This is a genomic window from Umezawaea endophytica (assembly GCF_025061645.1).
GTDB lineage: Bacteria > Actinomycetota > Actinomycetes > Mycobacteriales > Pseudonocardiaceae > Umezawaea > Umezawaea endophytica.
Genome location: NZ_JANYMP010000032.1, coordinates 53,064 through 66,312, shown reverse-complemented (window position 1 = coordinate 66,312; position 13,249 = coordinate 53,064). Strand labels below are relative to the sequence as shown.

Sequence of the window (13,249 nt, the reverse complement as noted above, 5' to 3'; positions counted from 1 at the left end):
CGCTGCTCCCGGAGGCCCCGTGCTACCGGGCGGGTCGGCTGCCCCCTACGGTGTGCTCATGGCAGAGCAGGAGCCGGTCAACGGCTTCGCCGTCGCGGTCGTCCGGGAGGACGGCCGTTGGCGGTGCAGCACGATGGACAGCTCAGCGCTGTCCGAACTGGACGCGGCTATCACCGAGCTGCGCCAACTCCGATCGACCGGTGCGGCCTTCGGTCTGCTGGCCGTCGACGACGAGTTCTTCATCATCCTCCGACCGGTGCCGGGCGGGGTGTCCCTGCTGCTGTCCGACGCGGCGGCGGCGCTCGACTACGACATCGCCGCGGACGTCCTGGACCTCCTGCGGGTCGATCCGCCGGACGAGGAGGACGAGGAGCTGTGGCCGGAGGGCGACCTCGGCGTCCTCGCCGACCTCGGGATGCCGAAGCACGAGATGCAGATCGTCGTGGACGAGGTGGACCTCTACCCCGACGAGCAGTTGCAGATGATCGCGCAGCGGTGCGGCTTCGCCGACGAGTTCACGAAGCTGCTCGACAAGATCCAGGCGTGACCCCGACGCCCGAGGCCATGGTGCGCGCGGCGCTGGCCGCCGCCCGCCGCGCCACCGCGACCGGGGACGTCCCCATCGGCGCGGCCGTGTTCGGCCCTGACGGCACCGAGCTGGCCGCGGCGTGCAACGCCCGCGAAGCGACCGGCGACCCGACCGCGCACGCCGAGGTGCTCGCCCTCCGCGCCGCCGCGGCCGTCCACGGCGACGGCTGGCGGCTGACCGGCTGCACCCTCGCGGTCACCGTGGAACCGTGCACGATGTGCGCGGGCGCCCTCGTCCTCGCACGGGTCGACCGGGTCGTGTTCGGCGCCTGGGAGCCCCGCACCGGCGCCGTGGGTTCCCTGTGGGACGTCGTCCGCGACCGCAGGCTCAACCACCGCCCGGAGGTCCAGGGCGGCGTCCTGGAAGCCGACTGCGCCGCCCTGCTGGCGGGTTTCTTCACCGACCAGCGCCCCGTGTGACCCTCCGCACGGTTCGCGCGCGTCCGTTCGGGGCAACCCAGTGCCATGAGCATCGTGGACAAGGCCAAGGACAAGGCGCAGCAGTTGATCGGCGAGGTCAAGGAGAAGGTCGGCGAGAAGACCGGCAACCAGACCCTGCGCGTCGAGGGCCAGGCCGACCAGGTCGAGGGCCACGCCAAGGAAACCGGCCACGACCTGCGCGACAAGACCGCCGACGGCGTCGCGGGCCTCAAGGACAAGTTCAACAGGTAACCCGCTCGACGGGCCCGGACAGCCGTCTTGTATTGTTCTTAGCGGTGGCGTGTCCGAGCGGCCGAAGGAGCACGCCTCGAAAGCGTGTGAGGTGAAAGCCTCCGTGGGTTCAAATCCCACCGCCACCGCCAGTCGAAGAGCCCCGCACCTCACGAGGTGCGGGGCTCTTCGCGTTGACGGGCTCAGGTCCAGGCGTCCCAGCGCTCCCACCGCTGGGAGGGGCCTCCTGTGCAGGGCGCGGTCGTGACGACGCGTCGCCGCTAGTGGAACACCCGTCCTGCGGGTGGTGGGGTGGAATCGACCTGGTCGCACCGGACGTGTGGACGCCCGGCGGTCGCCGTCGAGGCCTTGGCCGCTCCGCTGGCGGCCTTGTCGGTCGGGGCCTTGGTCCGCAGCTCCCCCTGGGGCAACCTGTCCGTCGGGGCGTACGCCTTCGCGGTGACCTTCTCCGCCAAGGCGTCAACCCTGCGGCTCTCTTGAGTGGCGATCTCTCGGTCGAGGTCTCGACCTCACGGCTCCCCTGAGCGGTGACCTTCTCCACCGGGCCTTGGTCCACGCCCGGATTGGGTGCGGGGTGGCGTAGTTCTCGTCGCCCCCGAACACCGCCTCGTCCAACGCTCCCCACCACCGGCACTGCGCACGCTGGCGGCTCTCCCTCGCCGTGTGACGCTCCGCCGGAGTGGTTTACGCGGGCGGACACAGCACGAGGCGCTCGCCACCTCGTCAGGTCGCGAGCGCCTCGTCCTCGATCCGCTGTGTGGTGCCGGCGCTGGGAGGGCCACCGGCTCGCACCCTCGTGATCAGCCTAGCGCATCTTCGAACACACGTTCGAGTGATCCTGTCACCTTTTGGTTGCAGAGAGGACCGCGAAGCGTGAGCCGACCCTACCTATCCACGCCTGCGGGTCGTTCGTTACGGCAGATGTCAACCTCGCGATGGGCAGGTTAACCGTTAGTAACTAAGCCTTCCTTCGTTCACTCGATGCGGGGAAGATTCGCGGACCCGCCAACATCCGGAGGAAGTCTTGAGACCATCACTGCCCCGCGTCGGACTGGCGGTCACCGCCGCCACCGCCGTGACGCTGGCCGTGGCGCTGCCGGTCACCGCGAACGCCGCGCCGAGCCCGGACGCGCTCATCGCCGAGGTGTACGGCGGTGGGGGCAACTCCGGCGCGACCCTCACGCAGGACTTCGTGGAGCTGGCCAACAAGGGCGCGGCAGCGGTCGCGGTCGACGGCTGGAGCGTGCAGTACCTGCCCGCGAGCGCCAGCGCGGCCAGCACGTGGCAGACCACCCCGCTGGCGGGCTCGATCGCCGCGGGCGGGCGCTTCCTGGTCGGTGAGGCGAAGGGCACGGGCGGCACGGTCGAGCTGCCGACGACCGACGCCACCGGCACGATCGCCATGTCCGGCACCGGCGGCACGATCGCCCTCGTCTCCGGCACCACCGCGCTGACCTGCAAGACCGCCGCGGCCTGCGCGGCCGACCCGAGCGTGAAGGACCTGGTCGGCTACGGCACCGCGACCGTCGTCCGCGAGGGGACGGCCACCGGCAACCTCGCCAACACGACCTCCGCCGCCCGTGGCTCGGCACTGCCCGACACCGACGACAACGCGGCCGACTTCACCGTCGGCGCGCCCACGCCGGTCAACAGCAAGGGCCAGACGCCCGGCGGCGGCGACCCCGACCCGGACCCCGATCCCGACCCCGTGCCCGGTGACAAGCGGATCCACGACATCCAGGGCTCCGGCCGGGTGTCGCCGCTGGTCGGCCAGCAGGTCGCGAGCGTGCCCGGCGTCGTGACCGGCACCCGCGCGTCCGGCGACCGCGGGTTCTGGATCCAGGACGCGCAGGTCGACGGCGACGCGCGCACCAGCGAGGGCATCTTCGTCTACACCAACGCCGTCCCGTTCACCGTCGTGCCCGGCGACTCCGTGCTGGTCAGCGGCACCGTGGCCGAGTACCGGCCGGGCGGCGACACCGGCACCAACCAGACGCTGACCGAGATCGCCACGCCCACGCGGATCACCGTCGTGTCGCAGGGCAACCCGGTCCCGGCGCCCGAGGTGATCACCCCGACGTCCATCCCCGAGGCCTACGCCCCGGACGCGGGCGGCGCGACCATCGAGACCGTCCCGCTCGACCCGGCGAAGTACGCGCTCGACTTCCTGGAGTCCCGCGAGGGCCAGCTCCTCCAGGTGGACGACGCCCGCTTCACCGGCCCGGTCAACGAGTTCGGCGAGGGCTTCATCACCACCAAGCCCCGGCAGAACCCGGCGGCCCGCGGCGGCACCGTCTACCTCGGCTACGACAAGCCGAACAGCGGCAGGCTGAAGGTCAAGGCGGGCAGCGCGGCGCTGCCCAAGGCGAACGTCGGCGACGTGCTCAAGGGCGCGACCGTCGGCGCGCTGGAGTACACCAACTTCGGCGGCTACACGCTGGCCACGAACTCGCTCGGCACCTACACCTCCGGCGGCATCACCCCCGAGGTCGTCGCGGGCCAGAGGCAGAGCGAGCTGTCCGTCGCCACGTACAACGTGGAGAACCTGGCGCCGGGCAACCCGCAGGCCAAGTTCGACCGGCTCGCGGGCGCGGTCGTGAGCAACCTGAAGAGCCCGGACGTGCTGGTGCTGGAGGAGATCCAGGACAACAACGGCGCCACCGACGACGGCACGGTCGCGGCCGACGTGACGCTGGCGAAGTTCGTCGACGCCATCGCCACGGCGGGCGGCCCGCGCTACCAGTGGCGGCAGATCGACCCCGGCAACAAGACCGACGGCGGTGAGCCCGGCGGCAACATCCGGGTCGCGTTCCTGTTCAACCCGGCGCGGGTCTCGTTCGTGGACAAGCCCGGCGGCGACGCGACCACCCCGGTCGCCGTCGTGAAGGACCGGGGCCGCGCGGCGCTGTCCGTCTCGCCCGGTCGCGTCGACCCGGCGAACCCGGCGTGGAACAGCAGCCGCAAGCCGCTCGCGGGCCAGTTCACCTTCCGCGGTCGCACCGTGTTCGTCGTCGCCAACCACTTCAACTCCAAGGGTGGCGACCAGGCGATGCACGGCCGCTTCCAGCCGCCCGCCCGCAGCTCCGAGGTGCAGCGCCTGGCGCAGGCCACGTCGCTGCGCGCGTTCGTCGACCAGGTGCAGGCGATCGACAAGGGCGCGAACGTCGTGCTCGCCGGTGACATCAACGACTACCAGTTCTCGCCCGCGCTCCAGAAGCTGACCGCGGGTGGGGCCGTCGTGGACCTCATCGAGACGCTGCCGCCCCTGGAGCGCTACAGCTACGTGTTCGAGGGCAACGCGCAGGTGCTGGACCACCTGCTGATCAGCAAGAACATCAAGCGCTACAACTACGACGTGGTGCACATCAACGCCGAGTTCGCCGACCAGGCGAGCGACCACGACCCGCAGGTCGTGAAGGTGCGGCCCAGCACGGGGCACGCCGTGGTCGACGAGGTGCTGTTCCTCGTCGAGGACCTGCTGGAGCGCCTCCACCAGGTCTGACGCGCGGAGGACGGGGCCCGCTCAGGCGGGCCCCGTTCGCGTTTCAGGAACTCGTGGTCCCGGCGGTGCTCGCCACGACGATGGCGGCCGTGACGGCGGCCTGGACCGCCTGCACGGCCTTCTTCACCGCGACACCCGCCCAGTCGCCGTCGCTGATCTCCGCGGCCCGCGCCTTGAGGGCCTTCTTGTCGCCCTCCACCACCTTCGGCACCCCGCCGATGGCGTGCAGCAGCGAGATCAGCGCACCCGCCCGCTCGCCCGGCCGTTCACCTCCGACCAGCGCCGCCGTCAGCTCGGCCCGCACGGAGTCCTCGTGCGCCGAGTCGACCGCGGGCCACGTCTTGCGCGGGAACAGCCCGAGCACCTTGTCCTTGTCCTGCCGGATCAGGCCACGCCCGGCGAGCGCCTCCAGCACGGTCTCGCGCACGTGCTTCGCCAGCACCTCGACGGCCCGCTGCGGTTTGGCGGGCGCCTTCTCCACCAGCCGCGCCAGCCCGGCCTCCAGGACCGGCTCGTCCAGCGCGGCGGTGTCCATCACGTGCAGCTTCCCGTTCTCCTCCGCGACCCGTCCGGCGTTGACCAGGTCCACCAGCACGGCTCCCGCGAGCACGCGGTCGGTGGAGGTGCCGTCGGTGATCAGGCGCCCGGAATCGTCGTCCAGGAGGAGGAGCAGCAGGTCCTCGGCAAGGGTCGGCATGGGTTCGACGCTAGCGCAGACGACGGCCGCCCGAAGGGCGAACCACTGCCCCGTTCAGCAGGACTTCCAGTCGAACTCGTAAGTCGCGCTGACCCGTCCCGCCGCGGAATCCATCGCCAGGAAGTTCGTCTCCCGTGCGTCCGAAGTCCCGCGGTTGACACGCAGTTCCGAATTGATGTTCAGGTTTCGATTCTCACCGCAAGGCGAGTAGGTGATGTCACCGTTCGCGGAACTGTCGGACGTTTCCCAGTCATCGCTGAACGGCCCGGAGAACGAGTGGCTCCGCATTGTGGTCGACGACTGCCCGGCGAAGTAGTAGGTCGCCCGCTGCAAGCCCTGCGCGCCCGCCGCGAGGTGCCCGAAACCGCGGTAGGTGATCCGGGAAATCCCGTACGACATGCCGTCCGCGTTGTCGATCCGCAAGCTGAGCTGGCAGTTCTTCCGGAAGTCCGTCGGCTTCGCCGCGGGCCCGCTCTGCGCGAGGAACTCGCTGAAGCTCACCCGGAACGACCTGCCGTCGGAGGACGGCGCCACCGACGCGGTGCCCGCCGGGCAACCGGAGCCGTTGACCGTGACCACGTCCACGGTGACGCCCGAGGGGGGAGAAGCGAATTCCGCGGTGCCGGTGGGGATGATCGCCGAAAGGAGCAGCGCCGCAACCGTCGTCGTAACCAGCATGGTGGACCTTTCTTGTCCCTGCTGTGCGAATGGCGGCGGGGGCGAATATATCGCCGAGCCCAACACCGATCTGCCGCCGGACGGGTGACCACTGGCCGGAGAACGACCGAGGCCCGGACACCGTGCGGTGTCCGGGCCTCGGTTCCCAGCGCGGAGGATACGGGATTTGAACCCGTGAGGGGGTTAACCCAACACGATTTCCAGTCGTGCGCACTAGGCCACTATGCGAATCCTCCGTGGTCCAGCCTAGCCGACCCACTCGGCTCCGACCAAAACGGGGTGGTGGTCGAAGCCGATCACCATCCCTGAGGGCCCGCCCGCGAGCGGTCGCCGTCCGGCCCGCTACACTTGCGACGGACCTCGTGCGGTACTCATCTCGCGAATCTCCCCAGGGCCGGAAGGCAGCAAGGATAAGCGGGCTCTGGTAGGTGCACGGGGTCCCCTTTTTTTGCCTGGTCGCAGCGGCTGCGCTCCCAGGCCGTCGGAGACCGTCGGACCTCACCGGTAGGGTCAGCAACCGTGGCGCTCGCCCTATACCGCAAGTACCGACCGGCCACCTTCGCCGAGGTGGTCGGGCAGGAGCACGTCACCGATCCGCTGCGCATCGCGCTCGGTGCGGGCCGCATCAACCACGCCTACCTGTTCTCCGGGCCCCGTGGCTGCGGCAAGACGTCCAGTGCCCGGATCCTCGCGCGCTCGTTGAACTGCGCGCAGGGCCCGACGCCCGACCCGTGCGGCGAGTGCAACTCGTGCGTCGGGCTGGCGCCGAACGGGTCCGGCACGGTCGACGTGGTGGAGCTCGACGCGGCCAGCCACGGTGGTGTGGACGACGCCCGCGAACTGCGGGACAAGGCGTTCTACGCCCCGGCCGAGGCCAAGTACCGGGTGTTCATCGTCGACGAGGCGCACATGGTCACGACGCAGGGCTTCAACGCCCTGCTGAAGATCGTGGAGGAGCCGCCGGAGCACCTGATCTTCATCTTCGCGACCACGGAACCGGAGAAGGTGCTGCCGACCATCCGGTCGCGGACGCACCACTACCCGTTCCGGCTGATCCCGCCCGGCGCGATGCGGGCCCTGCTGGAGCGCAACTGCGCCGCCGAGGGCGTGACGGTCGCTCCGGCGGTGTTCCCGCTGGTCATCCGCGCGGGCGGCGGTTCGGCCCGTGACACGCAGTCGGTGCTCGACCAGTTGCTGTCGGGCGCGGGCCCGGAGGGCGTGACGTACGAGCGCGCCATCGCGCTGCTCGGCGTGACGGACGTGGCGCTGATCGACGACATGGTCGACGGGCTCGGCGCGGGCGACGGCGCGGCGGTGTACGGCACCGTCGACAAGCTCGTGGAAGCCGGGCACGACCCGCGCCGGTTCGCGTCGGACCTGCTGGAGCGGCTGCGCGACCTGGTGCTGCTGTGCGCGGTGCCGGACGCGGCCGACCGGGGCCTGGTGTCGGCTCCGGAGGACGAGCTGGCCCGGATGGTGGCGCAGGCCAAGAAGGTCGGCCCGGCGACGCTGACCAGGTTCGCCGAGATCGTGCACACCGGTCTGGTCGACATGCGCGGCGCGACCGCGGCCCGGATGGTGCTGGAGCTGGTGTGCGCGCGGATGCTGCTGCCGTCCGCCAGCGACACCGAGTCCGCTCTGCTGCAACGCGTCGAGCAGTTGGAGAGGCGGCCCGCGGGCGTCGCGCCCGCCCAGGTCGCCGGTCCGGCCGCGCCCGCTCCCGCGGCGGCCCAGGCACAGGCCCAAGCCCCGGCTCCGGCCCCGCAGGCCCCCGCCGCGGCGGCTCCCGCGGCAGCCCCCGGCAAGCCCGCCTTCCAGCGCCCGTCCCAGCGCTCCGCCCAGCCCGAACCCGTGGCCGCCCCTCCCACCCGCCCCGAACCCGCCGCCCCGCCGCCCGCGCCGGAACCGGTGGCCGAACCCGAGGGCGCGGACGTCGCCTCGGTGCGCCGCCGGTGGGCGGAACTGGTCGCCGCGGTCCGAGCGGTCAACCCCGTCGCCGGGGCGATGCTCGGGCCCGCGACGGTGGCCGAGGTCGACGGCACCTCGATCGTCCTGACGCACCCGTCCGCGCCCATCGCGGGCAGGCTCACGTCCGAGCCGCGCAACGCCGGGGCCATCACCCAGGCGTTCGGCAAGGTCCTCGGCGGCGCCTGGCAGGTCAGCGTCGTGCACGGCGAGGCGGGCTCCGGCCCGGTGCGCCCGGCCCAGGTGAAGGCCAGCAGGCCCGCGCCGACCAGGCCGAGCCAGCAGGGCAAGGCCGCGGTGGAGCCGCCGCAGCGGCAGGCGCCGTCCGGGCGCCCGCCCGTCGACGACGTGCCCCCGCCGCCGGAGCCGCCGGACCTCGACGAACCCCCTCTGCCGCCGGAGCCGGTGGACGAGGAGGAGATGCTCGCCGAGGCGAGCCTGCCGAGGGACCCGACCGCCGTGGCGTCGACGGTCGACCCCGAGGCTGCTGTCCTGCAACTCCTGACCGACCAGCTCGGGGCTCGTCCACTGAAGGCTGAGCGGGCCAAGCGCTGAGTACGACCACGGGTGGAGCGGCGTACCGCGAACGCGGTACGCCGAGGTGTCTGCGGCAGTAGGACGATCTTCGCGTCCGATCGGACGACTCTTGAGGGACCACAACGGATCCCCACAGGAGCAGCGATGATCGAGGTAGCGAACCTCACCAAGCGGTACGGGGCCAAGACCGCGGTCGACGGGCTCACCTTCTCCATCAAGCCCGGCACCGTGACCGGTTTCCTCGGTCCGAACGGCGCGGGCAAGTCGACGACCATGCGGATGCTGGTCGGCCTGGACGCGCCGACGTCCGGCACGGCGAAGGTCAACGGCAAGCCGTACGCCCAGCACAAGGCGCCCCTGCGGGAGATCGGCGTCCTGCTGGAGGCCCGCGCGGTGCACCCCGGCCGCTCGGCCCGCGACCACCTGATCGCCATCGGCGCCACGCACGGCATCACCACCAGGCGGGTGGACCAGGTGCTGGACATGGTCGGCCTGACCGACGTCGCCAAGCGCCGGGTCGGCAACTTCTCGCTCGGCATGGGCCAGCGGCTGGGCATCGCCGTCGCGCTGCTGGGCGACCCGCGCACCGTCATGCTGGACGAGCCGGTCAACGGCCTCGACCCGGACGGCATCAAGTGGATCCGCCAGCTCCTCAAGGGCCTGGCGGCCGAGGGCCGGACGGTCTTCATCTCCTCGCACCTCATGAGCGAGATGGCGCTGACCGCCGAGCACCTCATCGTGGTCGGCCGCGGCAGGCTGATCGCCGACGTGTCCGTCGCGGACCTGATCGAGTCCGCCGCTCGCGGCGTGCACGTCCGGACGTCCCAGGTGAGCGCTCTCGTCCGCGTCCTCAACGGCGACGGCGTGAAGATCACCTCGGTCGGCGGCGGCGTCCTCGACGTGGTCGGCCGCTCCACCGAGGACATCGCGACCCGCGCCCTGGCGGCCGGGATCCCGCTGTACGAGCTCACCCCCCAGCGCGCGTCGCTGGAAGAGGCCTACATGGAGTTGACCCAGGAGTCCGTCGAGTACCACGGCGGCACCACCAGCGCGTTCGGAGAGGCAGCCTGATGAGCACCATGACCCTTGAAGCGCCCGCGGTCGTGCCGCCGTTGGCCAAGCCCGACATCCGCCTCTCCTTCAGAGGCGTGCTGCGCAGCGAGTGGGTGAAGCTCCGCAGCGTCCGGTCCAGCGCGTTCACCCTGCTCGGAGCCGCGTTCGCGATGCTCGCGGCGGGACTGATCTTCGCGTCGACGATCGGCAGCGGAGGCGACGGCCCCGGCCCCGGCGGCGGCGGGGTGGCCGACCCCACCAGCATCGCGCTGAGCGGCGTCATGATCACCCAGCTCATCATCGGCGTGCTGGGCGTGATGGCCGTGTCCAGCGAGTACTCGACCGGCATGATCAGGTCGACGCTGACCGGCGTCCCCTCCCGGCTGCCGGTGCTCGCGGCGAAGGTGGCCGTGGTCGTCGGCGCGGTGTTCACCACGATGCTGGCCGTCTCGGTCGTCGTCTTCCTCGGCGCCCAGGCGATCATGTCCGGCGCCGACCTGCCGACCGCCGCGCTCGGCGACCCCGGTGTGCTCCGCGCGATCGTCGGGTCCGCCGCCGCGCTGACCGGCGTCGCCGTCATGGGTGTCGCGTTCGGCTCGATCCTGCGCGGCACGGCGGGCGCGATCTCCACGCTGTTCGCCCTCGTGTTCCTCGCACCCGGCCTCGGCCAGTTGCTGCTGCCGACCTCGTGGCGCGACGACGTGCTGAAGTACCTGCCCTCCAACGCGAGCGGCTCGTTCACCAGCGTCGTCCCCGACCCCTCCGCGCTCGGCACCACCGCGGGTGCCCTCGTGTTCGCGGCCTGGGTCGCCGTCCCGCTGGTCGTCGCGGCGGTGCTGCTGCGCCGCCGCGACGCGTAACCACCCCTAGGCTCCGGAGGGTGTCCACGATGCAGAGGTTCCGCGCCGTCACCCGGCGGCACCCGACCGTCGTGGACACCCTCTTCGCGGTTGTCCTGTACCTGCTGACCGCCCCCTTCCACGGCCCGCCGTGGGAGCAGCACGTCCCCAGGTCGCCCGCGCTGCTCCTGCTGCTGGCGCTGTCGTTCGCGGTGCTGGCGGTGCGCCGCCGGTGGCCGCTGTGGACGCTGGTCCTGACCTCGCTCGGCGTGGTGCCCGCGGTGGCGTTCGGCTTCGACGTCGAGCCGTTCCTGGTGCCGGTGGTGATCGCGACGTACACGGTCGCGGTCCGCACCGACCGGTGGACGGCGCTGCGGACGGCGGTCCCCACGGCGGTGTTCGTGGTCGTCGTGGTGGTGCTGCTGACCCCGGCGCCGGGCTTCAACTGGGAGAGCATCGGCCGGTTCGCCTGGATCGGCATGGCGGCGGCGATCGGCGACGCGGTCCGCAGCCGCCGGGCGACCATCGCGGCCATCGAGGAACGGGCGGTGCGCGCCGAGCAGACCCGCGAGGAGGAGGCCCGCCGCCGGGTCGCCGAGGAGCGCCTGCACATCGCCCGCGAGCTGCACGACGTGGTCGCGCACCACATCGCCGTGATCAACGTGCAGGCCGGGGTCGCGGGCCACCTGATCACCGCCCAGCCCGAGGCCGCCGCCGAGGCGCTCGGCCACGTCCGCCGCTCCAGCCGGGCCGTGCTGGACGAGCTGTCCGGCCTGCTCGGCGTGCTGCGCAGGCCGGAGGAGTCGGACACGCCCACCGAGCCCGCGCCCGGCCTGGCCCAGCTCGACGAGCTGGTGGACGCGTTCCGCGCGTCCGGGCTGGACCTGGAGACGACGTTGACCGGCGAGGTCCACGACCTGCCCGCGACCGTCGACCTGGTCGCGTACCGGGTGGTGCAGGAAGCGCTGACGAACGCCCACCGGCACGGCACCGACACGGCCCGCCTCTCCGTGGTCCACACGCCGTCCGAGATCATCCTGGAGGTCACCAACGCGCTGGCCGCCCGGCCGCACACCGGGGGCTCCGGCCTCGGGCTCGTCGGCATGCGGGAACGGGCGGGCGCGGTCGGCGGCACCATCGAGGCCGGGATCGGGGCGGACGGGCGGTTCCACGTCCGCGCGACCCTGCCGCTGAAACTCGGGAAGAAGCCATGACGATCCGCGTCCTGCTCGCCGACGACCAGGCGCTCATCCGCGCCGGGTTCCGCGTCCTCATCGACTCCGCGCCCGACCTGGAGGTGGTGGGGGAGGCGACGAACGGCCTGGAGGCCGTGGAACTGGTCCGCACGACCCGCGCCGACGTGGTGCTGATGGACATCCGGATGCCCGAGCTGGACGGCCTGGAGGCGACCCGCCGGATCATCGCCGACGAGGACCTCGCGGGGGTGAAGGTGCTGGTCCTGACGACGTTCGAGATCGACGACTACGTCGCCAAGGCCATTCGCGCGGGCGCCAGCGGGTTCCTCGGCAAGGGCGTCGAACCGGCCGAGCTGCTGACCGCGATCCGCACCGTCGCCGAGGGCGACGCCCTGCTGTCCCCGAAGGCGACCCAGTCGCTGATCAGCCAGTTCCTCTCGCAGCCCACCACGAACGCCGCCACCCCGGAACGCCTGACCGTGCTGACCCAGCGCGAACGCGAGGTGGTCGTCCTGGTCGCGGGCGGCCTGTCGAACGACGACATCGCGGCCAAGCTCTTCGTCTCACCGCTCACCGCGAAGACCCACGTCAACCGCGCGATGATGAAGCTCCAGGCCCGCGACCGCGCCCAGCTCGTGGTGATCGCCTACCAGACGGGCCTCGTCCGCCCCTAACGTCCGACGTACGTCAGCAGCGCCGTGGCGATGGCCGCGGCGTAGCGCTGCTTGCCGTCGTCGCTGGAGAGCACGGCGGCCTCGGTGGCGTCGCGCATGTTGCCGCACTCCACGAACACCGCGGGCCGCTCGGACAGGTTCAGGCCCGCCAGGTCGTCGCGCCCGTCGAGCCCGTTCTGGCCGATGTAGTTGGCGGGCGCGAACCCGGCCTTGGCCAGGCCGTCGCGCAGCACCTCCGCGAGCCGGGCGGACGGCTCGCCCTGGGCGTCGTTGCGGGCGGGCACGGGGTAGGCGACGTGGAAGCCGTTGGCGCTCGCGACGTCCGAGCCGTCGGCGTGGATGGACACGACGGCCGCCGCGCCCGCCTCGTTGCCGATGGCCGCGCGCTCGTCGACGCACGGCCCGACGCCCGCGTCGTCCTCGCGGGTCAGCACCACGGTGACGCCCTTGGCCGTGAGCGCGGCGCGGACCCGCAGCGTCACGTCCCAGTTGAACGCGTGCTCCGGGTAGCCGTCGTTGGTCTCGGTGCCGGTGGTGTCGCAGGCCTTCACCTGGCCGCCGCCCGCCGCGACCCGGCGGTTGATCTCGGCCGGGTGGCTCGCGTTGCCGCCGTTGTGGCCGGGGTTCAGCACGATCGTGACCGGTGGGGGCGTCGACGTCGTCGGGGCGCTGACCGCGGGGGCCGTGGACGGGTCGCCCGCGGGGATGTCGGCCGTCACGACCGGGTCCAGCAGCGGGGTGCGCTCGGCCGCGGGCTCGCTGCCGCACCCGGCCACCACGAGTCCGACCACCACCACGGTGAGCCACCTGCGCACGCCGCCCACGGTGCCAGACGGGACGCGACTACG

General features: G+C 72.1%; 13 protein-coding genes, 2 tRNA genes and 1 other RNA gene. 11 read left to right on the top strand and 5 right to left on the bottom strand.

Going from position 1 to position 13,249, the window contains the following annotated elements; translation table 11 throughout:
• Positions 1-58: 58 nt before the first annotated feature.
• The 4 genes from NZH93_RS41935 to NZH93_RS41920 all read left to right on the top strand — a co-directional run bounded on the left by NZH93_RS41935 (position 59) and on the right by NZH93_RS41920 (position 1,391).
• Complete coding sequence (locus tag NZH93_RS41935) at positions 59-547, top strand: tRNA adenosine deaminase-associated protein (protein WP_259628900.1); 489 nt, start codon at positions 59-61, stop codon at positions 545-547.
• A gap of 17 nt (positions 548-564) precedes the next feature.
• The gene (locus NZH93_RS41930) at positions 565-1,008 is read left to right on the top strand and encodes a nucleoside deaminase (protein ID WP_259628939.1); all 444 of its coding nucleotides are present in this window, start codon (positions 565-567) and stop codon (positions 1,006-1,008) included.
• A 45-nt stretch (positions 1,009-1,053) separates the two neighbouring features.
• Positions 1,054-1,260, top strand: coding sequence for a CsbD family protein (locus tag NZH93_RS41925; RefSeq protein ID WP_259628899.1), 207 nt, complete (start codon positions 1,054-1,056; stop codon positions 1,258-1,260).
• 43 nt (positions 1,261-1,303) lie between these two features.
• Positions 1,304-1,391 (top strand) — tRNA-Ser (locus NZH93_RS41920).
• Between the two features lie 129 nt (positions 1,392-1,520).
• Here NZH93_RS41920 and NZH93_RS41915 read toward each other — a convergent pair.
• Positions 1,521-1,715 carry a hypothetical protein gene (locus NZH93_RS41915; protein WP_259628898.1) on the bottom strand — a complete coding sequence of 65 codons (195 nt, stop codon included), beginning with the start codon at positions 1,713-1,715 and terminating at the stop codon, positions 1,521-1,523.
• A gap of 569 nt (positions 1,716-2,284) precedes the next feature.
• Between NZH93_RS41915 and NZH93_RS41910 the strand changes: the two genes are divergently transcribed.
• Positions 2,285-4,762 carry a DUF8508 domain-containing protein gene (locus tag NZH93_RS41910; RefSeq protein WP_372506987.1) on the top strand — a complete coding sequence of 826 codons (2,478 nt, stop codon included), beginning with the start codon at positions 2,285-2,287 and terminating at the stop codon, positions 4,760-4,762.
• Between the two features lie 43 nt (positions 4,763-4,805).
• Here the strand turns inward: NZH93_RS41910 and NZH93_RS41905 are convergent, their stop codons facing one another.
• The 3 genes from NZH93_RS41905 to NZH93_RS41895 all read right to left on the bottom strand — a co-directional run bounded on the left by NZH93_RS41905 (position 4,806) and on the right by NZH93_RS41895 (position 6,373).
• Positions 4,806-5,459, bottom strand: coding sequence for a GOLPH3/VPS74 family protein (locus NZH93_RS41905; protein WP_259628897.1), 654 nt, complete (start codon positions 5,457-5,459; stop codon positions 4,806-4,808).
• Positions 5,460-5,513: 54 nt separating this feature from the next.
• Positions 5,514-6,137 (bottom strand): DUF4360 domain-containing protein, encoded by a 624-nt coding sequence (locus NZH93_RS41900; protein ID WP_259628896.1) that lies wholly within the window; start codon positions 6,135-6,137, stop codon positions 5,514-5,516.
• A 151-nt stretch (positions 6,138-6,288) separates the two neighbouring features.
• Positions 6,289-6,373: transfer RNA gene (locus tag NZH93_RS41895), tRNA-Ser, on the bottom strand.
• A gap of 116 nt (positions 6,374-6,489) precedes the next feature.
• Between NZH93_RS41895 and ffs the strand changes: the two genes are divergently transcribed.
• From ffs to NZH93_RS41865, 6 genes are all read left to right on the top strand, one after another.
• Positions 6,490-6,584: signal recognition particle sRNA small type (ffs, locus tag NZH93_RS41890), an RNA gene on the top strand.
• Positions 6,585-6,656: 72 nt separating this feature from the next.
• Positions 6,657-8,657 (top strand): DNA polymerase III subunit gamma and tau, encoded by a 2,001-nt coding sequence (locus NZH93_RS41885; RefSeq protein ID WP_259628895.1) that lies wholly within the window; start codon positions 6,657-6,659, stop codon positions 8,655-8,657.
• Between the two features lie 126 nt (positions 8,658-8,783).
• Complete coding sequence (locus NZH93_RS41880) at positions 8,784-9,710, top strand: ABC transporter ATP-binding protein (RefSeq protein WP_259628894.1); 927 nt, start codon at positions 8,784-8,786, stop codon at positions 9,708-9,710.
• Positions 9,710-10,552: an ABC transporter permease gene (locus NZH93_RS41875; RefSeq protein ID WP_259628893.1), complete on the top strand. Its 843-nt coding sequence runs from the start codon at positions 9,710-9,712 to the stop codon at positions 10,550-10,552. The genes NZH93_RS41880 and NZH93_RS41875 overlap by 1 nt, the downstream gene beginning before the upstream one ends.
• A gap of 29 nt (positions 10,553-10,581) precedes the next feature.
• Positions 10,582-11,745, top strand: coding sequence for a sensor histidine kinase (locus tag NZH93_RS41870; RefSeq protein WP_259628937.1), 1,164 nt, complete (start codon positions 10,582-10,584; stop codon positions 11,743-11,745).
• Complete coding sequence (locus tag NZH93_RS41865) at positions 11,742-12,401, top strand: response regulator transcription factor (RefSeq protein ID WP_259628892.1); 660 nt, start codon at positions 11,742-11,744, stop codon at positions 12,399-12,401. Before NZH93_RS41870 ends, NZH93_RS41865 begins: the two co-directional genes overlap by 4 nt.
• Here NZH93_RS41865 and NZH93_RS41860 read toward each other — a convergent pair.
• A complete protein-coding gene (locus NZH93_RS41860; protein WP_259628891.1) occupies positions 12,398-13,225 on the bottom strand; it encodes an N-acetylmuramoyl-L-alanine amidase in 828 nt (275 codons plus the stop codon). The genes NZH93_RS41865 and NZH93_RS41860 overlap by 4 nt on opposite strands.
• Positions 13,226-13,249: the final 24 nt, after the last annotated feature.